The 23,656-nt window shown below is 43.1% G+C and carries 16 protein-coding genes; 2 read left to right on the top strand and 14 right to left on the bottom strand.

Annotated features, from left to right (window positions below; genetic code table 11):
- The first annotated feature begins 314 nt into the window (after positions 1 to 314).
- A complete protein-coding gene (locus R9C00_13135) occupies positions 315 to 605 on the top strand; it encodes a GIY-YIG nuclease family protein (protein WPO38400.1) in 291 nt (96 codons plus the stop codon).
- Between the two features lie 1,210 nt (positions 606 to 1,815).
- On the opposite strand, the gene R9C00_13130 is transcribed toward R9C00_13135, so the two are convergent.
- Together R9C00_13130 and R9C00_13125 are read right to left on the bottom strand one after the other, a co-directional pair.
- Positions 1,816 to 2,745 (bottom strand): metal ABC transporter substrate-binding protein, encoded by a 930-nt coding sequence (locus R9C00_13130; protein ID WPO38399.1) that lies wholly within the window; start codon positions 2,743 to 2,745, stop codon positions 1,816 to 1,818.
- A 148-nt stretch (positions 2,746 to 2,893) separates the two neighbouring features.
- The gene (locus R9C00_13125; protein WPO38398.1) at positions 2,894 to 4,531 is read right to left on the bottom strand and encodes a hypothetical protein; all 1,638 of its coding nucleotides are present in this window, start codon (positions 4,529 to 4,531) and stop codon (positions 2,894 to 2,896) included.
- A gap of 712 nt (positions 4,532 to 5,243) precedes the next feature.
- On the opposite strand from R9C00_13125, the gene rhaT reads away from it, so the two are divergent.
- Entirely contained in the window at positions 5,244 to 6,296 is a 1,053-nt protein-coding gene (gene rhaT, locus R9C00_13120) for an L-rhamnose/proton symporter RhaT (GenBank protein ID WPO38397.1), read from the top strand.
- A gap of 327 nt (positions 6,297 to 6,623) precedes the next feature.
- On the opposite strand, the gene R9C00_13115 is transcribed toward rhaT, so the two are convergent.
- From R9C00_13115 to R9C00_13060, 12 genes are all read right to left on the bottom strand, one after another.
- Positions 6,624 to 6,776: a hypothetical protein gene (locus R9C00_13115; protein ID WPO38396.1), complete on the bottom strand. Its 153-nt coding sequence runs from the start codon at positions 6,774 to 6,776 to the stop codon at positions 6,624 to 6,626.
- Positions 6,773 to 9,040 (bottom strand): hypothetical protein, encoded by a 2,268-nt coding sequence (locus R9C00_13110; protein WPO38395.1) that lies wholly within the window; start codon positions 9,038 to 9,040, stop codon positions 6,773 to 6,775. The genes R9C00_13115 and R9C00_13110 overlap by 4 nt, the downstream gene beginning before the upstream one ends.
- Positions 9,041 to 9,124: 84 nt before the next feature.
- Positions 9,125 to 9,298 carry a hypothetical protein gene (locus R9C00_13105; GenBank protein ID WPO38394.1) on the bottom strand — a complete coding sequence of 58 codons (174 nt, stop codon included), beginning with the start codon at positions 9,296 to 9,298 and terminating at the stop codon, positions 9,125 to 9,127.
- A gap of 92 nt (positions 9,299 to 9,390) precedes the next feature.
- The gene (locus R9C00_13100; GenBank protein WPO38393.1) at positions 9,391 to 10,791 is read right to left on the bottom strand and encodes a Gfo/Idh/MocA family oxidoreductase; all 1,401 of its coding nucleotides are present in this window, start codon (positions 10,789 to 10,791) and stop codon (positions 9,391 to 9,393) included.
- A gap of 35 nt (positions 10,792 to 10,826) precedes the next feature.
- A complete protein-coding gene (locus R9C00_13095) occupies positions 10,827 to 12,062 on the bottom strand; it encodes a family 16 glycosylhydrolase (protein ID WPO38392.1) in 1,236 nt (411 codons plus the stop codon).
- 140 nt (positions 12,063 to 12,202) lie between these two features.
- On the bottom strand, positions 12,203 to 14,032 hold the full coding sequence (locus tag R9C00_13090) for an arylsulfatase (GenBank protein WPO38391.1): 1,830 nt from the start codon (positions 14,030 to 14,032) through the stop codon (positions 12,203 to 12,205).
- Between the two features lie 89 nt (positions 14,033 to 14,121).
- Positions 14,122 to 15,768 (bottom strand): sulfatase, encoded by a 1,647-nt coding sequence (locus R9C00_13085; GenBank protein ID WPO38390.1) that lies wholly within the window; start codon positions 15,766 to 15,768, stop codon positions 14,122 to 14,124.
- Between the two features lie 8 nt (positions 15,769 to 15,776).
- Positions 15,777 to 17,462, bottom strand: coding sequence for a sulfatase-like hydrolase/transferase (locus R9C00_13080; protein ID WPO38389.1), 1,686 nt, complete (start codon positions 17,460 to 17,462; stop codon positions 15,777 to 15,779).
- 99 nt (positions 17,463 to 17,561) lie between these two features.
- On the bottom strand, positions 17,562 to 19,118 hold the full coding sequence (locus R9C00_13075) for an alpha-L-fucosidase (GenBank protein WPO38388.1): 1,557 nt from the start codon (positions 19,116 to 19,118) through the stop codon (positions 17,562 to 17,564).
- A 26-nt stretch (positions 19,119 to 19,144) separates the two neighbouring features.
- Positions 19,145 to 20,548, bottom strand: a complete 1,404-nt coding sequence (locus tag R9C00_13070; GenBank protein WPO38387.1) for a family 43 glycosylhydrolase — start codon at positions 20,546 to 20,548, stop codon at positions 19,145 to 19,147.
- A 181-nt stretch (positions 20,549 to 20,729) separates the two neighbouring features.
- Complete coding sequence (locus R9C00_13065; protein WPO38386.1) at positions 20,730 to 22,076, bottom strand: alpha-L-fucosidase; 1,347 nt, start codon at positions 22,074 to 22,076, stop codon at positions 20,730 to 20,732.
- 37 nt (positions 22,077 to 22,113) lie between these two features.
- Positions 22,114 to 23,583 (bottom strand): sulfatase-like hydrolase/transferase, encoded by a 1,470-nt coding sequence (locus tag R9C00_13060; protein WPO38385.1) that lies wholly within the window; start codon positions 23,581 to 23,583, stop codon positions 22,114 to 22,116.
- Positions 23,584 to 23,656 lie beyond the last annotated feature (73 nt).

Here is a 23,656-nt window from a genome sequence, read left to right as displayed (position 1 = left end):
TCGGTGGGAGATCCCAAATCAAGTTTGGGATGACTCGGTTTTTCCATCATTCTCCCATTCGAGTCATCCCGTGCCTGACACGGGATCTCTAACCTACGCACCGAAGGCTCACGCTGCTCCGGAACAAGAACCTAGTTCCGCAATACCTGTTGATGCATCGGAAGGAGATACCGTGCCTGACATGGCATGACACTGTTTTTTTTGTGGTGTATCAGAGGAAGATCCCAGGTCTGTGCCCGGGATGACACTGGGAATGGGATGACTGTGTTTTTATATAAAAAACAAGAAGAAGACCCAACCCACGTTATCCACACATGGGAAAAGACGGGTTTGTATATATCATGAGCAATGCACGCCGCACTACTTTGTACATAGGCGTCACCTCAGACCTGGCTACTAGGATTACCCAACACAAAGAAGGGACAGGTTCGGCTTTTTGCAAGAAATACAACTGTACCCACTTGATCTATTACGAGCACCACCACACCATCCTTGGTGCTATTGAAAGGGAAAAGCAGTTGAAGAACTGGAAAAGGGCATGGAAGGATGAATTGATCAGAAGTGTAAATCCTGAAATGGTTGATTTGTATGATGGCTTGTTTTAACTCGTTTCCATCGCTCTCCCTGCTCCTACCCAACCCGAGTCGTTCATCCCATTCGAGTCATCCTGAACTTGACGCCCGACGGCGAGTCTGGGAATCTCCAACCCATGTACCCGAAGACTCACGCCGCTCCTAATAAATGCCTAGTTCCGCAATGCCTGTTGGTGTATTGGAGGGAGATCCTGTATCGTAGCACAGGATGACACTGTTTTTTTGTAGCGTATTGGAGGAGGGAGATGCCGTGTCATGGCACGGTATGACACCGGTTTTTCACACTCCCCCATTCGAGTCATCCCAAACTTGATTTGGGATCTCCGACCTACTGCCAAACAATGACCCGCAGCTCCGAAAAAAGAGCCTAGTTCCGCAATGCCTGTTGGTGTATTGGAGAGAGATCCTGTGTCGTAGCACAGGATGACACTGTTTTTTTGTAGCGTATTGGAGGAGGGAGATGCCGTGTCATGGCACGGTCCAAAAAAGAGTTAAGTTCCGCAATGCTTGTTGGTGCATCGGAAGGAGATTCTGGCTCAGGGCCAGAATGACACTGTATTTTTTTCTTTCCCCACCCCAATCTGCATCAAGTGCGGCAGACCCCTATCTTTTTGTACTTTGATAAGTCAGGCCCTTTTTCTTCTTTTTCCATTATTGACTCTTTTGGTGTCAACTTATTTCAGGACACCTCACTGGTTTTGTTTGATGCTTGCATCACTAAAAATCATCGTTGCATCAATACTTTTTACCCGTTACCAAGGACTTATTTCTCGGGAAATAGGATTTATCAATGGGGAAATATGAAAAATCAATGGGGAATGAAGACTTATTTCCCGGGAGATATGACTTATCAATGGGGAAGTTAGACTTATCAAAGATGCATAAGCTCTTATTTTTCTTCTTTTATCTCTTTTTGGCGGTGAATTTCCTTGTTTCTGGAGCGTGTAGGTAGTTTTTCACAAACATTTGGTTAATGCTAGGCGTGGTTTTGCCATTGCCATTGAGTTTTGTAACGTCATATAACCGCTTGCAAATAAGGCAAACTTAGGTGGATAGAAAAATAGCTTGCTTTGTTGTCGCTCGTGATTACCTTGTTGGTAAATACATCAGACATGCCTGAGATAAGAGAAGAAAAGTAACGCCATTAACTCAGGGCAATGGCGTTACTTCATCTTTGTATCAACAGAAAAGGGCTGGTGAAAAAACACAACCAGAAAACCTTTTATACTTCTCCAAAAACTTTCTTCAACCTTTCTATATTTTCCTGCATCACGCTCATGAAGTCGCCTGAGTCGGGCTTGCCGGCACACGGAGCGAATACGGCCGAGCTTACTCCTTTTTCTGCTAGCTTATCTACTATGGCTTGGTCTGGCGTTCCTTCCCACAGCATCCATTTGGCGGGGTGTGTTTCCAAGAGCTCGTCGAAGTGTTCCCATGCATGGTCAGAGGGCATTTGGCCTGGTTCCCAGTGGCGGCTTTCTACATTCAAGCCGTACTTCCTTGTAAAATAAGAATAGACAGGGTGGGAAACGACCAAAGGCATTTCTTCTTTTCCTGCAACTATCGTTATTACTTCTTTATCCAGCGCCATTAGTTCTGCCACCAAGGTTTGCGCATTTTCTTCTATAGTTGTTTTGTCTTCGGGCATTAGCTCGGCAAGTTTAGCAGCGATAGCCTCTGCTTGCTGTGCCGCTTGGGAAAAGTCCAGCCAAAGGGTAAAATCTATGCCTGCATGGCTGTGTTCTTCCTCGTCACCATGGGTATGGGTCACCATGTTTTCAACTTCTATGTAGTTCTCTTTGAAGCCCTCGGAAGTATTGAACAATGAAGACGAACCAAGGCTAACTTTATTGAGCCATTTTTCATAATCGGCACCGTTGAGCAAGACCAGGTCGGCATCTTGCATGTGGGCAATGGCTTCTGGTTTCGGGTCCCAATAGGCAGGATCTCCGCTATCAGCCATCGGGAAGATTACCTCTGCCTTCTCTCCTACTATCCTGCTCGTGAAATAATAAATAGGGTAATTGGTTACGGCTATTACCTTTTTAGCTTTCGCTTCGGTAACTTCTGCTTGTTCCTCTTTCTTTCCCTGCGAACAGGCTGTAAAAAAAAGAACTATCAGGGCTAAAATCAGTGACTGTTGTAGCTTCATTGTTTTTATTTAGTTATTGATTATTGTTGTTTGACATCGTTTACTTTTTTTACGAGCGAGGACGCTCGGCAATATTCCTCACTCGGCCAGAGCTGAGCGAGAGGTGTACTAGAAACTAGCAACCCGAAACCAGAAACCAGCAACTAGCCTAAAACATTTCTCTTACGCTGGTCTTAAACTTCAAGCGTTTCTGGTTAAGCGGCTTTAGCTCAACTACTTTCCACGCTCCGTCTATATCTTTGATAGAAAATAGCGCCATATACTCGTTTTCCCGCTCATGGATATGCCCCCAGTGCTCCACTGTCCCACTTACCTTCCACGTACACAGGTACCCGAAGGTGTTTTCATCCTCGTTTGTCAAGTCCTGCTTGTTTCCACTGACTACCTCCACCGATTTTACTTTGGAAATAGCCCCACCTTGCTCTTGCATCACTAGGTTTTTCTTAAAGTCGAGATAGATTTTGGAGAGCAAGTCCCCTTCTACACTCAGTGCCAAGGCATCGTAAATCTCGCTTTCCGTTTGGTACTTGAAAGCTTTGTAAATATTTCCCAAAAGGGCTTCTGAAATCTTATCTGCTTCTTCCTCGTCCACTTCGTCATCTACAAAAAAAGAATACCAAGCCTCGTTCTCTTCCGACCTAAGTGCTTTTACTTCTTCCACACTGCTCTGCCCCGTATTTTCCCATTTAAAGCTTGGGCTTAGGCGGGTAAACTTAGCTTGGGAATTGTCCTCATAGGCATACACCACCGACTTGAGCGTTCGGATGTTTTTGTTAAAACTATCCCAGTTCATTTTCACTTGTTGCGGAGCTCCTTTTGCAGGGTAGCTCAAGATAATGCCCGCACGAGCATGAGCAACATCTAAAGGTTTAGGTTCGGCTTGCTTGGCAAAGTCCTTGAAGTCCAAGCCAAAGAAGTCGATGCGCTCTACCTTAGGTTTCACCTGCTTTCCGTCAATTTCCACAGGGTTTTGCTTGGAGAAGAAATCTTCAAATTGCTTTCTGGCAACCTCTTGTTCAGCTACGGTCAATTCCTCTGCATTTTTTCTTTCAATTGGAAACCAACTTTCGGCCATGGCAATGGGAACAAGCACTTCATGACGTACTTCAAAGTCTTCTATGTAAATAAATGAGTAGATGGAGCTATAACTGCTAATTCCCAAGTTCTCCTTTTCTTTCTTAGCCTTCATCGCCTCGAAGCGTTGACGGCGGCCATCTACTGTTTCGGGCGCTCTGTTCCAGTCAAGGTCAATTATTGTCGGCTTTTCTTTTCGCACCTCTGAGGGTGGCAAGTCACCTAAGCCCTCTTGGGAGATCTCCAGCATCATGATCGCATTGATCACCGATTCTTTTCCCCCAAAATGCTGGGTAAATTGCAAAGACTCTGGCCTGGATGGGCAAGCAAACTCTATATGGTAGTAGAGGGAGTATTCCATCAAATCTGCAACATTAATCCCCTTAGCTGGAGCTTCCAATGGCTCTACCTTGGTGATCTTTGCCTGAAGCTTTCTACCCTTTCCATCGTGGAGATAAAAATGCTTTAAAAGGAAAGGCTTGTGTTCTTCCGTAGCCTTTTGGCATTGGGCGAGGGAAATAAAATCTTCGTTATCTGCTTCCAGTTGGTGGAAGAGGAATAGGTCTTCGGCAAGTACCCGAAGGCGCACTTCTATTTTGTCCGCTCCTACTTTCACCTCCGCCCACGTAATGGAAATAGGGTGGGCAAAAAGTTGGGTAGTAATGAGAAGAAATAGAATACTTGTCGCTATAGTTTTTGAAAAAAACCGCATAGATCATTCACTGAAGTTGTTGCGTCGCAAAGATACGGATTCATTGAAAACAGCAGCTGCCTTTGAGGGGAAGGAATCTGCCGTTTGTCTAAAAAGCCTCCCTTTAGCTAACTGGCTCATAAGCTTTAGGTGTTTTTTTCGATCATCACAAATGATAGGTTTTATAAACCTGCCATTTTGTTTAAAAAAAATATCAGATTGTCAATTGAATTTGAAGTAACTATGTGCGTAATTTATGATTTGAAAATATAACAGAAAACAGGGGTAATTCACTTACAACAAGCATTGTCCTCAGAAGCAGCTTAAATTGCAAAATTCAGGATGGACGACACAACATAACTATCAAATCAATTATGCGAATTGCATATTTTGATAAAACAACTCCCCTAAAGATCCTCCAGTAAATATGAAAAGCACAAAGTCCGAAAGACACAGTATTCCTCAAAGATATCACTCCCATTTTATTGGGTTATTAGTCCTCATTAGCCGCCTTTCTGAGCTGTTAAAGAATGTCTTAAATCAACCTGAATTTCTTTTTGAAAACTCTCAACCCCTTGTCAATTACCATTCCCTGAGCAAAAGCTCATGTTGTATATACGGCAATGGTAAATAGCTTTTTGGCATAGCTTTTCTTCTTAGTATGCGAAAAGGGAGGGGCAGGTTCTGTAGATAGCAAATACATCAAATCAACTAATATTCTAAATATAAATTTATGCAAGCATTACTAGGGATTTTGTTCCATTCGTTGGGAGGCATGGCTTCTGGCAGTTTTTATATGCCTTACAATAGAGTGAAGGGTTGGGCATGGGAGAGTTATTGGATGGTAGGCGGATTGTTTTCTTGGCTGATCGTTCCCCCAATTGCAGCTTGGCTTACCCTGCCGGGCTTTATGGATATCATTGTTTCTAGCTCTAGCCAAATCTTGTTTTTTACATTCCTCATGGGATTGTTGTGGGGAATTGGGGGATTGTCATACGGGCTTGGCGTAAGGTACTTGGGCATGTCTTTAGGAAACTCGGTAGTACTTGGTTTCTGTTCGGCTTTTGGTGCTTTAGTCCCCCCTATTTATTACAACCTTAGCCCTACTGAAGGGAAAGTTTCATTTACAGATATGCTGGCCTCATCGGGAGGGCAAATGGTACTCTTCGGCGTGTTCGTTTGCCTTGTCGGAATTGCTATTTCTGGAAGAGCAGGTATTCTGAAAGAGAATGAGCTTTCGGATGAGGACAAGAAAAAAAGTGTTGCCGAATTCAACATGACCAAGGGGCTAGCAGTAGCGATACTTTCGGGGATTCTAAGTTCATTTTTCAATTTTGGAATTGAAGCTGGAAAGCCCTTGGCCGATGCTGCTGTAGAGGCTGGTTTCAACCCGCTCTACCAAAACAACGTAACCTTTGTGGTGATACTTTGGGGAGGCTTAACCACCAACCTCATCTGGACTACTGTTTTGAGTTTGAAAAGCAAGGCGTACAAAGATTTTACAGATCGTTCCACTCCTATTTCTAAAAACATCATGTTCTCAGCTTTGGCAGGGACTATCTGGTTTTTACAATTCTTTTTCTACGGTATGGGAGAAAGCAAAATGGGGAATGGAGCAAGCTCTTGGATACTCCATATGTCCACAATTATCCTTACGGCAAATTTGTGGGGGATTTATCGCAAAGAGTGGAAAGGCGTAGCTCCAAAGACAAAATGGACGATCACCACAGGTATTGGTGTGATACTTCTATCAGTAGTATTGGTAGGTATAGGCAATTCAATGTAAAAACAAGCCGATTTCAATTGGCTCAATCAGGCAATCAAGTATTATTGATTTGACAAGCAAAGTTACCAGCGATGGTTTGCTCGAATGGGACGGTCCCTGAGAACGCGTGGAATATTTTACGCCTACCGGGGTCCATTCTTAACCGAAATCTGAGACGGATAAAACAACCCTGACCACCCACCGCTTTCCTATAGACGGCGTTGGAGAGTCGGCAAACAGGAAATGACTCATGCTCAGAGCCAGAAAGATTAAAATGTGCTTTTTATGAATAATATGTTTAATGTTAATGGATTCATGAGACTCTTTAAGAAGTTGAATTAATACATACTACTGTGCCGATAATTTTGTAAACCCTATCAGTAGTTTGCCCGCCTTCGTTTTGCCCAGCATTTTGCAGGCAAAGTTGCCATTGTCTATGCCGTTCCCTGCCCCATCAAACTCAATGATGAGGTCTTTCCCTTTTTTCTTAGTTTTTCTCACTTTAGCTCCTCTTCCGAAGCCCCAAACCTTAAGGAAGTTAGATCAATATCATTTTGCGCATCGAAACCAGGTTCTGAAATTACCAAAACTTTGATAGATTTTGTATCCTTGTTTACAACCTTCTTGTTCAGTATTTTCATCCGTTTATGAAGGGTAAGAGGTAGAATGATATTTTTTGAATTGTGCTTGTCCTTCGCCAAGTCGTCAGCCTTTGGCACGTCAATTACGGCTAATGACAAATGGGTCGCCCTTCCATATTTATCTTGCAACACATGCGGTCTTTCAAGTTTGTACCAATGCGTTTGCGTACCGTCTTCATAAAAAGTATTGTTTGGCGTATAAGCCGTTCCGGGGTTGAACTTCCAGTGAATCCCATCTGGAGAGCGAAGGTAAATGGCTCGGTAATCCCAAAATGCATTGATCATCATGTGGTACTGAACATCGTCTTTCCAAAGAACCGGGTCTTCGTAATTAGAATTGCGGTACTTTTCGGGAATAATCGAGTTGCCTTGCAAAGGGCTTGTCAGTGCCTTATAAGGTCCCAAAGGGTTTTTACCTTCGCTGATCATCATAGCCCCGCCTTTGGTCACAAAAAGAAACCTACCATCGTCCAAATGAACACCCGACAAGTTTCTATAATAGCGGTAGCTCTTATCTGGATCGTCTTTAGAAGTGCTGAGGTCAACTTCTAATATGCCAAGCCTTTTCCAAGGACCTTCCATGGACTCAGAAGTGAACAAGGTGGCTTCCCAGTTTATGAGGGAATACAACATATAAGTCCCGTCGTTTAGCAGAATGACATCAGGATTATGGCCAAGCCCTTTTGCAAAATCATACACTAATTCCCGTTGGACTTTATACGGTCCTGTTGGGAGTTCCGCAACGGCGTAGGCAACTGTAGAATGCGGCCATTCCCAGTGTCCTTTGGTCGCATTGGCAGGCCAACGGGTCACCAACATGTGGAACTTTCCATCTTTATCTTCCACGGGTCGCCCTCCCCAATAGCTCCATTCGGGATCCTCAATTCCATTACCAGGATCGCGAGGCAATACCCCATCTGCTCCCCAAATATCCGAGCGGAGTTTTTTATGGATTGGCATAGGCAAAATCAAATCGCTGAAAGAAGTCCCCATTACTGTTTTCACTTTCGCCTTTATCACTTCCGAGGCTTTGCTTTTATTCCCACTGTAATCATAGGCATAGACGATGTACGTATTCTCAATACCTTTGGGAGGAGTGAAATCCAGGTACGATTTCCCTTTTATGCCATGGGAAATCTCTTGCAACTTATTCCCATCGGCATCGCCTCGATATACCGAATAAGTTGCCACATCTTGGTCGATGCTTTCTGTCCAGCTAAGTTTTATTTCTGTATCATAAACCGTAGCATGTACTTCGGTGGGAGGTGCGGGAGCATCGTTGTCCTTTTTTGCAATCACCACTTTATTGGAAGCTCCTGACTCTTCTGCATCAATTCGGGTAACTACGTAAGAATAGGACACTCCGTTTATCAGCGTTTTGTCTAAAAACGAAGTTGTATTCGTTTCTCCTAGCTTCTTATGTTTTTGATTTTCATTGAACTGTCGATAGATATAGAATTTGCTATTCTTGCTAGCTAAACCATCTTTCCACTGCAAGCGAATTCCTTCTTCTTGCACCTCCGCCTTTAGTTCTGGTCCGGCAATGGAAGAATCCTCCACACTAATGTTCACGTAGTGAAGATAAACCTTTACCTGCTGTTCCGAATAAAAAGCAGCTCGTACAAAGGGTAGTCCAGCCGCTGCATCTTCTTCCGAAAGCACATACGTTCCTTTAAAATGCTCAATGGTTTTGTCGGACCCGATGAGCTTCACTTTCTTAGCCAGAACACGATCATGTTTGCCAAATACCAAGCTAAGGGAAATAGTGCCTTTGCTTATGTATTCCAAGTCGGCACCAAAGCTCCAGTTCAGCACATCCCCAGCTTTGGGTGTTTGGTATTTTGGATTCGTATCAAGCACTTTTGACTCGGCGATGCCAAGGTCATTGTCACTAAAAAGAGAACCGTGATGTAAACCCATTGGGTATTCGCCTTGTCCTTCCACGTTTTTGGTCGTCCAAAATGGAGATTGCTTGGACTGACGCCAGTAGCCTTTAACAGCCTCAAAGTCACCATCATTCACATTTGCATGTGGCGTATTGTCGCCCAGAAGAACTAGTTGGGCACGAGATTTTTGAGCAAATAGTAATAGCACAAAAAACAAGTAATAAAAAAAAGTTTTCATTGTTGTTCTAGTCAATATTTTATTCACTAATTACAGCCTCTTTCCAAGTAAGCTTATCCACACTCACTCCACGGCTTGGCTATTCTACACTGGAAAAATACCACTGCCCACCTTACTCCTTGCTGATTCGGATAGTTCTGGCATGTGCCAGTTTTGGGGTTCTTTTTCTTGGGAAAAGGCAAGGTTTATATTTGCCAAGGCCATAAAGGCGAAAGACCTGACTACCAGAGCTTTTTTAATTATTCTTTTCAATTCCATATCAATACCCTAGTTTAAAAAGTTGGTTTTTCTTAGTCAACTGCAGAATGAGGTATACACCTGAGTGGAAACCCGCTCAGGTGTGCAATACTTTACTTCCAAAGATCAGAACCATAATCCCAACCCTTCCGAGGTGTCGCCCCTTTTACATATTTGTTCAGCTCAGGCCTGTTGGTAATTCCTTTTTTAGGATGCCATTCAATCCTTCCACCAAACTTAGCCGCTAATACTCCGAGCAACATCATTTCTGTAAAAGGAACTGCAAAATCAAAGTTTGCCCCTGGGGTTGGTCCATCTCCTTTTATAGCTCTTATCCATTCGGCAAAAGGTCCTCCCTTCACTCTCGGATACTTCTCAGCAGGAAATCCTTTCTCTTCAAAAGCCTTCATTTCATCAGCATTGACCAGTTTTGGATTGTTAGAGCGCTGATCTGTAAACCCAACTGCCTTGTCTCCATAATACAATGTTCCGCCACCGGGAAGATTCTTGCCCCCTGTCCATTCTTTGGGGGTTTTAGGCATGAACTGAGAGTTGCCAACAGGACCGTTGTACCAATAGAACGTACAAGGGGCTTTTTTGCCACGTTTCTTGAACTCCCATCGCACTCGGTTTCCTTCTGGGAACATCCATTCATTACCACCCGTTTTTTCTTCCAGCTCTACCACAACAGGCTTGTACAAATCCAAGACAAATACAGGCCCATCTGCTATATGAGGCATCCAATCGCCAAAAATCCCATTTCCAAACATACTGTAACCCCTCCAGCTTTTGGGGTGGTACAGCTTATTAAATGTAGTATCGGCTGGTCTTGGCCCTAGCCAAAGGTCCCAGTTGAGTCCATCAGGAATTGGATCTGCTTTAGGTGGGAAAGATGTCATTTTATGCCAATAGCCCCATTTGCCAGGATATTCTGTTTCCCAAGTGGGGCCGGATTTCCATGAATGCACTTCATTGATCTGCCCAAACACATCTGCCTCATACCATTCTTTCATTTGCCTGATACCGTCGAACGTATGACCTTGAACTGCCATATTCGTAACCACACCATATTTTTTCTGCGCTTTTTTCAGCGTTTGCGCCTCCCAAATGCTATAGGTCAATGGCTTTTGGGTACACACATGCTTGCCCATCTGCATGGCATGCATAGTTGCGGCAAAATGCGTGTGGTCAGGAGTATTGATACATACCGCATCAATTTCTTTGTCCATCTTGTCGAGCATCTCACGGAAATCTTCAAACTTTTTTGCTTTAGCAATTTCAGGATTCTTAGGTACATGCTGCCCAAACATAGCGGCATCTACATCTGCCAAGGCAACAATATTTTCTCCTTTGCAGCCACCGTATGCCATCCCGGCAATATTGCCAGCGCCAATCATGGCTATATTCAGTTTGCTATTGGCAGAAAGCCCTGGTTTTCCAATGCTAAAATGTGGCAGAACCGATGCCGCAGCTCCTACTACAGCAGTTTTTTTGATAAAATTTCTCCTTTTCATATTTAGATATTTTTGTTGTTTTATAAAAAATCAGCTTAGTTTTTCAGGTCAAGTATCAAGGTGCTGGTGTCTAGCTTGTTGGTTTTCTCGCCTCCAGCAGGAAGGACACTGGCAACCAGTTTGTAACCTGCCTTGGCTTCTAGCGTCTGTCCTACCTCAAAGTCGAAGACCATATTGCCATAACCAGCATAAACAGAAGCTACCGTTTTGGCAACCACCTTCCCTTCAGGGTCATGCAGTTTCAATTCGATTTCCCTGTCCTCGTTTGCCTGAAAAGTAAATGGGATTTTTAACGTCTCAGAAGAGCTTAGTTCGTAAGTAGCAGATGGAAATGAGACGTTTTCATCATACAACCCAATTTCCGACTCTAGATTCAGGTCACTGTCGTTTGGCGCATCTACATCAACTAATTTGTACCCTCTCACCCAATCGTAATAGACGGTATTTTTAGTTGTGTCTGCCAGTTCCTCGTCATTAGGAAGTTCAATCCATGGGAAAGGATAGGTTTCAGAAACCAAGCGCATGTACATGGGCTTGTCCATTGGTTTATCGCTCACCTTATTGTAAAACTGTTGGTGCTTTGGTGGGCGATTGTCATAGTAATAACTTGCAGAAACATCATCGCGCCACCATCCGCCGTACACGTGGAAATCTTCGGAAGCCAGCTCTGAGTCTTCAAACCTTACTTGCGCCGCTCGGTGGTCATGCTTTTCGCCATCGCAGTCGGTGTACCAATAGTGAGCATTCGAGTGCATTCCATAAGCAAAATAGTCGCCCTTGAAATCACCGCCCCGACCAATACACTCTTGTATGTCCCATTCTTGCTTGTATGTATCGCATTCGTTTGGACCAACACCGCCACCACCAGAAAACCAAAATGTGGTGGACATGGTAGTTGCCGCTGCTTTTGACCTGCATTCGTAATACCCCAAATAGACTGACTTTTTGGAAACCACTGCTCCGCCAGCAATATTGAAGGTCATGTCCTTCCCATACGCATGGATGATGGTGTCTTTCTCCATTTTCTCTCCCCTAATCTGCATATAGCCATTCTTCACCGAAACCTGAGAAGGCAAAAACAAGCCTGGCTTCCGACCTTTCCAATTTGGGTGATAATTGAACCACTTGCTCGCGTCCAGTTCCGTCCCATTGAACTCATCCGAAAAATCGGGGTTCAGCACCCATCGTTTCCCAACAGGTGGTGTTGGAGGGTCGGCAAACAGAAAATGGCTCATGCCCAGAGCCAAAAAGATTAAAGTGTACTTTTTCATGAATAATAATATGTTTAATGTTAATGGGTTTGTGAAATTCTTTATGTAATTCGGAAATTGACTTTTCCTACCAAAACATTTATCCTGTCGAAACTTGCCTGCTATTATCGCTTACCCTCACTTCCCGTTTTTACAGAACTCTATTCAGCTCCTAGGTACTTTATGTAGGTATAATACACCCCGTACTTTTCGTCACCTTCAATAAAATCATTTACCAAAAAGGTCTTTCCCTCCTGAAGTTTTACTTGAAACAAGACTGCCTCTTCGTCTCCTGTTATTTGTTTTTCATGTAGCTGATTTGCAATGCTAATCCTCACTTTTTCAGGCTTAATAGGCTGGTAATTGTACATATTCTTAGGGTTTTTACTAGGTATTCCCCAAGTTGGTCCGGGGCATTCCTTTGGCCACCTACAACAAGCAATTTCATATAAGCCTGCTTTTTCGACCTTAATCGCATGCCTGTTATTGCTATTTTTCATACCTTCCGAAACTTGCTCTGACTTCCAAATTCCGCCATCTTCGCCTATGGCATGTTGGATAGTAAGTGTTATTTCTTCTTGGTTTTCATTCCCTATCACATGTGCAGGCAATTCCTGATACTCTAGTCCAGCCTTAGCCGCTTTTACAAATCTGGCATTCTCACTCAGCAGGGTTTTAATAATCTCCGGATACTCACCGGCAAGATTGTTTTCTTGGTATTGGTCCTGCTCTACATCGTATAGCTCTTTTCCATTTAGCAGACGCCAATTCTCAGTCATCAGGCAAGTTTTTTCCACATCCATTGGTGGACGCCAATCTTGGCGATGATGCACATAGACGGTTCTTTTAGCAAGTTTTTTTTCTTTCTTTAACAGTAATGAAGAAAGGTCAACACCGTCCTGTTTTAGGTTTGAAGGAAGTTTAAGCTCACACAAAGCAGCCAATGTAGGAAGCAAGTCTACATGGGCGGTTAATTCGTTTATGTCCCTCCCTCCTTTGAGTTTGCCATCTTTCCAGCGAACAAAGAAAGGCACACGATGACCTCCCTCGGTTTTGCCACCTTTCATCCCCCTAAATCCTTTATTGTACCCAATTTTGCCATCGCGGCTAATGCCTCCGCTAGAGCCATTATCAGTCATATAGATCAGAATTGTGTTATCGGCAAGATCTTTTTCTTTCAAAAATGCTTCTAGTTTGCCAAAGTTCTCATCGATGTTGGCAATCATCCCATAGAAGTTGGCATTCACTATTTTCTCACCCTCTAGCTCCTTGTAGGGGCCGGCATAACTTTCATCGACTTTCCATGGGCTATGAGGGGCATTGGTGGGTAGGTAAACAAAGAAAGGCTTGTCCTTATTCTCATCAATAAACTTAATAGCTTCTTCAAACCAAACATCGGTACAATAGCCTTTGAATTGCTTAGGCTCGTTATTGACATAATACATATCATCAAAATAGCTATTGCCCCAATAGTCTGAAAGCTCGCCAACACCGCCAGCTTTGTGCTGAACAGCAACATCAAACCCGCAATCTGTTGGGCGAACTGGGTAGTTATCACCCAAATGCCACTTCCCAAACATGCCCGTCTTATAACCATTTTGCCTGAAAACATCCGCCATTGTTGGAGCGCCTCCTGTCAGGGCATCCCGCCCTTTGTACGTAGCCCAAACCCCATTGTTTATTGGATAACGACCAGTCATAATAGCACTCCTAGTTGGTGCGCAATACGGGCTTACATGGTAATCGGTCATGCGGACCGATTCCTTATAAAACGCATCAATATTAGGCGTTTTTAACCAAGGGTTGCCGTGGCATCCGAGGTCACCAATTCCCTGATCGTCCGTCAAAACCAAGATGACGTTGGGCGAGGATTTTTTGCTAGTTTGAGCCTCAGAAGTTGAGACTACAAAAATAAATATCGCCGTGAGTATATTTAATATGAGAGTTCCATTTTCCATGTACACATTGCTTAAAACCTTGAACATTTTCATTTTTCTATATTTCATTCCTTATTCCACCACTTCATACTCAGCCCTTAAGCTGGCTAGCTCGTCTTTCAGTTCGGTTAAAGGCACGTTCATTAATCATCCCAATGCGTATCAATGATTTTTTGGATGTGTGGATAGTCTGCATCCTCTTCGTTTTTTGACGCCCGCAAGCCTTTTAGTTGTGTTTTCAATTCGGCTATTACTTCTGTATATTGCTCATCGCCATAAGCATTGTTCATTTCATGAGGGTCTTTGGTTAAATCGTAAAATTCCCATGCCGGAATAGTTTTAAACTCAGACATAGATTCAGGGTTATGCGCCCACGATTGTGCTGCCGTATTGCGTTCCTTGTAATCACTGCCATAAAAGAAAATCAGTTTGTGTTTTTTGGTGCGAATGCCAAAATGCGCCGGGTTATTATGCTTGTGCGCCATATGCATCCAATAGCGATAGTAAGTAGCCTGTTGCCAACCCTCAGGCTCTTGCCCCGATTCCAAAATGCTCTTGAAACTATTTCCCTGCATGTACTCTGGAGTAGTCCCTCCTGCCAATTCGATAATAGTGGAGGCAAAGTCTGTATTATTGATAATTGCATCGGTTTTTGAACCAGCCTTTATCGATTTTGGATAGCGTACCAAAAACGGCATACGCATCGACTCCTCATACATCCAGCGCTTATCTATGTAGTCGTGCTCTCCCAGCATAAAACCCTGGTCGCCAGTGTAAATAATTACTGTATTGTCCATCAAGCCCTCTTCTTCAAGGTAATCGAACAAGCGTTTCACATTGTCATCCACTCCTTTTACACAGCGCAAGTAACGCTTTAGGTATTCTTGGTAGGCCAAGTGCTTGTATTCAGGATCGGGAATGTTCGGGTCAATCTTCATGTGCATGCCCATGTTCCGAATCACATTCCGATGACCGATGGAAGAACCAATAGTATCCATCAAGCTGTCGTTGATCCCACGTGTCGCTACCGAACCGTTATTTTCATTGTCCCACAAGCTGGAAGGCTCAGGAATGGAATCATTTTCCAAATAGTTTTCATAGCGTTTGGCGAATTCGAAAAAATCGTGCGGTGCTTTAAAATGCTGCATCAGAAAGAAGGGCTTCGATTTGTCACGTTTGTTTTTTAACCAATCGAGCGACAAATCGGTAATTACATCTGAGGAATGCCCTTCGTATTTGGTAGCGTAAACTTTACGCACCAAATCTTCTTCAAAACGAAATTCCGTTAGGCTATCCCCTTCCTTGGCATAAAGTGTCGGGTTATGGTAATCGCCCTGTCCGGGCAACACATTGTAATAATCAAATGCCTCGGGCGCTTCCTTCAAATGCCATTTCCCCATCATCGCAGTGGTGTAGCCCAGCGCCTTCATTTCCTTCGGCAAATATTGCTTTGCCTCGCCAATTCGCCCACCTAGGTCAAGCACTCCATTGGTTTGGCTATATTGACCAGTTAGTATAGAAGCACGCGACGGCGTGCAGATTGAATTGGTACAGAATGCATTTTCAAACAACATCCCTTCATTGGCAAGGCGATCGATGGTAGGCGTAGGATTCAAACTTGCCAAACGCATTTGATACGCCCCAATAGCCTGCGCACAATGGTCGTCGGACATGATATAAATAATATTTGGCTGAGTTGGTTGGTTCGTGTTTTCTTTTTCTGTAGAAGAACAAGATTGGGTTAGCAAGCCAATTGCAAAAAGGATGATAATGTTATAAAGCTTTTTCATGATATTATTCAATTTTTCATATTCACTTTGGTTCTAAAACAGCCTCTATAAAGCCTCTGCCCTTTACTCATTCCCCAACCGCAAAGCTTCTGCCTTTCCAGGGCGTCGTGCGCCGTGGAGTGTAAATCGAGAGCAGGAAGAACAGCCTTCAATTCTTTCTTTTCTTTTTTATGATTCTTTGATGCTTTGTCCCAATTTTTGATTTCCGGAAAGCTTATCAGATCAGCCGGGTTTTCAGATACATCGTAAGTTTTTCCTTTCCCGTCTATCAACACATATTTTCCTCTTATAAGCTGTTTTTCTTTATGGTATGAATAAATCCACTCTCTGTGCTCTTCCTTGTTGGTGATCAGAAATGGAAGCATACTCTCTCCGCTCACTTCATAACTTTCAGGAATTCCCACACCGGCAACATCGGCTATGGTAGGCAATATATCAGCAATATTTACCAATACATCTTGTGCTCCTTTTTTGGTCATATCGAGGCAAGGAGCATAAATAATGAGGGGGACATGCGTACCTTGCTGAGAGGTAAAACTGCCCTTTCCATATCCACTCGTACCATTGTCCGCACAAAAGATCAGGATAGTGTTATCTTCAATGCCTAGTTCTTCTAGTTTTTCCAAATACTGCCACACTTGGTAGTCGAGGTAGTTCACATGTGTGTGGATTCCCGATTCGGTCACCGTTCCGTGTGTATCATACTCGCCTGCATCTCCTGTCACATTCGGCGCCGTCCTTTCATATTTCCCATCTTCCCATTTTATCTTAGGCGTGCCCGGCCATTTGTTTCTCTTTTCCTTGTCTATTTCAGCACTGAAAAAATCCCAACCGTCGTGTCCCAAGTGGCTGGTGTGGTAGATAAAAAACGGTTCTGCTTCTTTATTTTTCCTTTCCATAAAATCGAAGATAAACTCCAATTCTACATCAGGACCGTACGTGTTCAGCCCATAAGAAGCTTTAGACTCAGGTGTATTGGGCCACAATTCAAACTTTTTCTGAGCACTTGGATGGTTCATCAGTTCTACATGAGGTTTCCAATACCAACCAAATTGCTGGTAATAATCCACTTCCATCCCAGTATCCTCATTGATCAGTATTTTTTTACCATTTACCTTTTTTTGCACAATTTTGAAGTCGGTATAAGGGTTCCCCTTACCGGTTTCAATCCCTCCTGGAGTAAAACAAGCTTCGTCGAACCCAAAATTATCCACTCCTGCCATCTGGGTTTTTCCAGCCCAATAGGTAGCATATCCACCCGCTTTGGCCACATGGCCTATGGTATGTGGCGAACTTTCGTAAAGAGGTATCGTCTCCTTTTTGCCCTTCTTGTTCGTCCACTGCCCTTTGTCTTTGTTGTGCCACCACTTATGCAAATGGGCATAGCGACCAGTCATCATCATAGCCCGGCTGGGAGAGCAGATGGTTGCTGCCCACGTCGTTTTTATCCAAACACCTTCGTTGGCAAGTTTATCTAGCACAGGAGTTTTTGCCCTGAATTTCGGGTCGGAAGTATTGCCTCCTTGGGGAGCGGGACTCCACACCGTAGAGCCATAAATGGGTAGTTCTCGAGCGCTTATATCATCTGCAAAAATCAGGATGATATTTGGCTTCTTGGATTGGGCTTTGGCTTGAGAAAAACCCAAAAAGCATTGGCAAAATGCCAAAAGAAAAACAGCTATTCTAGTAGTCATTTGTTTTAGGTATTTGTTGAAGTATTTCTATGTAAAAACTGGAGGTCAGAAGTCAGATTTTTATTACCTAACTTCTGACCTCCAGCTTCTAACATCTTATTAATCTTCGTGGGCTTCTACTCCGCCTCCTATGTCGTTTTCCGTGTAACCTTCGAGAACGATTTTAAAGGAGTGGGCATAATCCGTTGGGTAAGATTTTGGTGCTTTGATAACCAAACCTCTTGCATCACGTTCCCATTCAATTTTTTCCTCGCTGCCAAGCAAGCTGATATTCATGATTTTTGAGTTCAATGCACCTATGTCGGTGCTTAGCGTTTTCATCACAATTTCGCCTTCTGGCTTATCCATCACTATCGCATAAAATTCTTTATCCGATTTTTTGGTGTAACGAATATCTGTGTTTGTATAGGCGATTTTTATCTTCTCCTCTACTTTGTGACCACCTTCTGGCAAACGGGTTGGTCCTTCGCCAAAAACAGTCCAAGGACGGGTTTTGTAGATTGCATCACCGTTTACATCTAACCACGCTCCCATTTCAGTAAGTAAATAGACCATTTCTTCTGGAATAGATCCGTCTGGGTTGGGTGGTACGTTCAAAAGCATCAAGCCATTTTTGGCTACGATATCTACCAAAATGTCGATCAGTTCATTAGGTTCTTTGAACTTTGCCCCTGGGCGGTAAAACCATGCCCCTGGTGATGTATCGGTCAACCAAGCAGGATTTTTAGGTTGGTTCGGACGGCCGCGTTCGTAGTCTTTAATAGCTGTTTCTATAGGAAAAGTAGTTTCTTTGTAAGCCACTCCCACTTCTTTGCCCCACTTTTGAGCTTCGTTATAGTAGTAAGCCAAGAACTTTTGGCGGTCAGCTTCCGGCAGGTTTTCCAACCACCAGTCGAACCAAAGCAAATCAGGCTGATATGTATCTATGTATTCCTTCAGTTTTGCCCACCATTCTTTTATAAACCTTTCGTCTGGCACATCGGATTCTATGCTGTGCGGATTAGTATAAAGGTCATAATCTGCTTCATCAATATTTCCGTGAGCATGCGCTGGAGCATAATATTTCCATGTAAACGCATGGTGGAAAGAAGCCATAAACTTCATGCCTTTTGCTTCTATTTCTTTTTTCAAATTTGCTGAAGGATCGATTCCGCCATAGTTCATCGAGTTCCAACGGGTCGATTTTGCATCCCACATAGCAAAGTTATCGTGGTGCATAGCCACTGGGCCTGCAAACTTTGCCCCTGACTTGGCAAACAAATCCGCCCAAACTTTCGCATCAAACTTGGAAGGTTCAAATTGCTCGATTATGTATTTGTAACCATACTTAGAAGGCTTTCCATACTTCTTTTTGTGGTGTACATAATTGCTCGATGGCTTTCCATTTTTAGTAGGTACAATCTTCCCATCCAAATACATAATCATGCCATGCCATCCACGGTAGTGAGTCTTAGGGTCAGCACCTTCAAATGCCCCAGAAACTGGTCCCCAGTGAGCATAAATCCCCAGCTTGGCATCTAAAAACCAATCAGGTGTTTGATTAACAGTCGAAAGCGATTCCCACGATTCTTTGTACTTCGTTTTTTCTTGTGCTTGAATTGAGCTAAATACACCCAGCACAGATAAAACCATTAAGACTAAGGTCTTTTTTTTCATTTTGTTATACGTTTAATTATCTATTTTTATTCTATCACTATTTCATCGATTTCCCAAGTCCCTCTTAGCGCAGTCGAAGCAGGTTGCAAAGCAACTTGCATCAGTCGTTCATTTACTACTTTGAATTGAGATAACTCAATGCTATATGTAGAAAAATCGCTATCATTTGCCTTGATAGGAATAGTTACCCATTCTTGCTTATTCCAGTCCAAAGACTCAGTTCCAGCAGTCCAAAAGCCAGGGCCTTGGTTGCGGGTAAAAATGGCAAACTTCATTTGTGTTGCCTCGCTATTGTTTTTTATTTTGAAGGTAACTTTAGAACATTCTTGTGTATCGGTATAAAGCCAAGGAGCACTTTGGATAGTCGCATTTTTATCTGAGATGTTCCCAGTAAGAATACCATCTCGAAAAACAAGGTCTGTCCCACTCAGCGCTTTCCACCCCATGGTACTATTGATAAATTTCCACGGCCTTCCAGGAGCGGGGTACATCCGATCATCTTCGGGGATGAGGATAGTTTCGTCTTCATTGAAAAAGACAGGTTTTAAGCTTGCGCCTCTATAAAATGCACTGATATCGTGGTTTTCTTGGAGAACATATAGCTGCCCATGCCATTCAAAAAAACTAGTATGTCCTCCTTCTAAAAAAGCTCCTTTAAATGTGTATGGCCCGTAAAGGTTTTTCGACATTGAATAACGGCTTCCATACACTAAATAATACCAGTCATTGCGCTTGAATAAGGTAGGCTTGTCTTCTGTACCCAATTTATTTCCCTCTTCGTCTTGAATAAGGATGGGCTTTGGTTCAGTGCTTAACGACTTCATGTCTTTGGCCAATGTGGCCATATAATAAGTGCCTGCCCCAAAACAAATTGTATAAACTCCGTCTTCAATAAAAATTTCAGGATCGTAAGGGTGAACGGGGACGATTCCTTCAGGCAACAAAGGCTTGCCTAATAAATCTTTATATTCTCCAGTAATTTTTTCGGCGACCATCACGCCTGTATTGATATTTCTGTTGGAAAAGAACCAATAGTATTTACCATCCCTTTCGCAAATATCGCCCGCCCAGCAATTTGCTTGGTCGCCTATATAGGTTTGAGAAGGTAGGATATCTCTGTGATGATTCCAGTTTTTTAAGTCAGCCGAAGACCAGACTTCCCACCTATCCATACGGAAAGAACCTTTTCCTTCCCAAGATTCATCGTGACCACAAATGATAAATACAGTATCGTTTTGAACCCATGCGTGAGGATCGGCCATGCCGTGCTCAGGAACAATCACATCTATAGCCAATGCATCAGAGGTGTGTGTAGTAGGAATTACTTCTGCAGCTTCCCCAACTGAAGCCTCTTTTTCTTTTGTACAACTACTATTGAAGGCTAAACAAATAAAGGCAAGTAGCCTTAAGCTTTGAAAAAATGATTTCATATTTACTCGTCTAATAATAACTAACAACCATCTCTACTTGAGATGGAGTCCCATTCATTGCTAGCTTTACTTATGACCCTATGTAGTTAGTTAACCAAAGCTACTTATATTCCCCTTCACTCAATAGTCAAACGTTTGCATATAATAGCTCGCCCCAATGTTCATCCAAGGGCAATAAGCATTAATATTTTACAAACGTCAATTCGGCAACACGCGGCAAACGGCTTGCTTCAAGTATTGTCAAGCGGAATTTTTGAGCGGTAACTTCCTCAAAGCTTCGGTTGAAATTGAAGGTCATTTTCCCACCTTCAACTAGCAGCTTCCATTGGTCATCTACCAAAGCCTCAATTTTAAAAGCTTCTACCCCTGATTTGTACTCACCGCAAATCACCTTATTAAAGACCTTTGGTGATCCAAAATCTAATTCGAGCCAGCGTGCACTATCTCCTTCTGTGTATTGCCAACGTGTAAACAAATCGCAATCGATTACATTGCTAGCTCCAAACTCTTCTCCGTTGGAGCTAGAAGAAGTTGCCTTTACGCCCATATGAACAGGTTTTATTTCTGGCAAGGCAGCTAAAGGCTCTGAAAGCGTTACAGCTTCCCCTATTTCTTTTAGCCGTTCAATTACATTATCGTCCATCAAACCTTTATCATTTGGGGCAGCATTTAGCAGGTAGTTGGCATAATGCGAATTGGCAAAGTTTAGCTCTTTTACCACATCATCAACTGGTTTTAGATCCAAGTCTGCAAAATGCTTTTCCCAAAACCAAGCTGGCTGAATGGTGGGGCCTTGCTGCGAGGGAATGGTGTTGTCAGATGGGCAATGCTGACCGTGTGTAGCTTCGTAATGCACCAATTGGGTTACATTCAGATCAGTTTTGCAGCTATGATTAATCACTAGGCAATTGGGCTGTAAAGCATGGATTACATTTGCCAAGGTATCAAAAGGGATGTCGTCAAAATCAGGTCCATTCCCCCATTTTGAGCCCCATCCATCTATTACCACACATTCTACCTTTCCGTAGTTCGACAAAAGCTCGCGTAATTGCTCTTTTGTAAATTCAATTTTTTCGGGCGTAACTGATCCATGCTGAATATCGTGCTGACGGTCCCATACTGAAAAATAGAGCCCTACTTTAATATCTTGTTTTCGGAAAGCATCAACATACTCTTTTACTATATCGCCTTTGTAAGAACTGCTGCCTATATCATAAGTCGTTACTTTAGAGTCCCATAAGCAAAAGCCATCATGGTGTTTTGTAGTAAAAACAGCATAGTTCATTTTAGCCGATTTTGCTGCTTTTGCCCACTGATCGCAATTGAGGTTGGTAGGAGCAAATGACTTAGGGTCATGATTTGGCTTTGCCCATTGTTCGGCATGGTACGTACCCATGTTATAATGGATGAACATGCCAAATTTTAAATTCAAGAAATCGAGCACTGGATCAGTCTCCGTTTCTGACTGCTGATCACAACCTGTCAAGAATGGTAATACTAGAAAACAAACTATATATATACTTTTCATTTTTATATTTCAAGTGATTATTTATCATTTTTCAGACTTACTCGATGACCAAGGGCTTCTTCTTTTTCGCCTCCTCATCAAGGCGCTTTCTTTGCTCTTCGTAAAACTTCAGGCGTTCTTTTTGATACTCCCCAGCTTGCAAGTATTTATTCGGTTGGTTTTGAGCATTCCACTCATTCCACATCATTGCAAGCTTTTTCCTTAATTCGGGACGCTCGTTAATGATATTTTTACTTTCATAAGGGTCTTTGTTCATATCAAAAAGCATAGGAGCACCTCCGTGTTCTTTTCGTGGCAACAGGTATTTTGCCTCAGGTGTACGGATTGCCCAGTTTACCCCATCTTTCATTCTCCAGTAGATTGCTTTATGAGGCACCCCTCTCTTTTCACCTACCACATACGGGATAAGGTTTACGCCTTCGAGCTCAGGCCCTGAATTATCTCCATTGCCAAGGGCAACAAAAGTTGCTGCAATGTCCAATGCCGATACTGGTAAAGAATAGGTTTTCCCTGAAGTTAACCCCTTAGGCCAATGGGCAATAAACGGGACATTATGGCCTCCTTCTAGCATACTGCCTTTTCCACCCCGATAGGGAAAATTATCTCCCCAGTCATTTTTCTCGCCTCTTGGATCTGATTCTTTACGGGACTTATCTACAATTCCTCCATTGTCGGAAATGAAGAAAATGAGCGTATTGTCAAGTTTACCAGATTCTTCCAAGGCTTGGACTACCATCCCAATTCCCTGATCCATCGCATCAACCATGGCCGCATAGATTCTTCTTTGTTTGTGATCGATGTTTGAATATTTATCGATCAACTCTTTTGGCGCTTCCAAAGGAGCGTGCGGTGCATTGTAAGCTAGGTAAAGGCAAAATGGTTTGTCACTACTTTTCACAAACTTCGCTGCATCTCTGCTCAGTGCAGTAGTGAGGTATTCATCAAACTCAGCTGCATTGTTGTTACGCATCAATGGCCAATACCCTCCTTCGTTGGCTGAATAATGAGGTTTTCCATTATCCAAGTAAAGAGGGTGAGTTGTGGTTACATTTTCTGGCCAGTAAGTATGCCCGCCAGATAGGAATCCATAGAAATAATCGAAGCCCCTGTTGTTAGGATGGTAAGGATGGGAACCTCCCAAGTGCCATTTACCTATAATTCCTGTATGATAACCCGATTTTTGAAGGCGTTTTGCAAATGTAGTCTCCGTCAAGGGCAACCCACTATGGGTGTCAAAAAACGAGTTAGTCAAATTGATTTCCAACCCAAACCGTGCTTGGTAACGACCCGTAATTAGCCCAGCCCTAGAAGGTCCGCAGTAGGGATGCGTCACATAACCGTTGGTAAAGACCACCCCATTATCGGCAAGTCTATCCAAATTTGGGGTTTGGATTTCTTTACTGCCATTAAACCCTACATCATTGTATCCCAAATCATCGGCAATAATCACAATCATATTTGGGCGGTCTTGTGCCTTGGCTACATACCCGAGCCCCAAAAAAAGCATTGTTAAAACACTTATTTTTATAATTGAACAGTTACAAGCAAAACACTTCATAATAAATATATTAAAGCAGTAG

The sequence above is a fragment of the Flammeovirgaceae bacterium SG7u.111 genome, assembly GCA_034044135.1.
GTDB lineage: Bacteria > Bacteroidota > Bacteroidia > Cytophagales > Flammeovirgaceae.
Note: the sequence above shows the minus strand (reverse complement) of the source record. Positions and strands in the feature narration are given on the sequence as shown.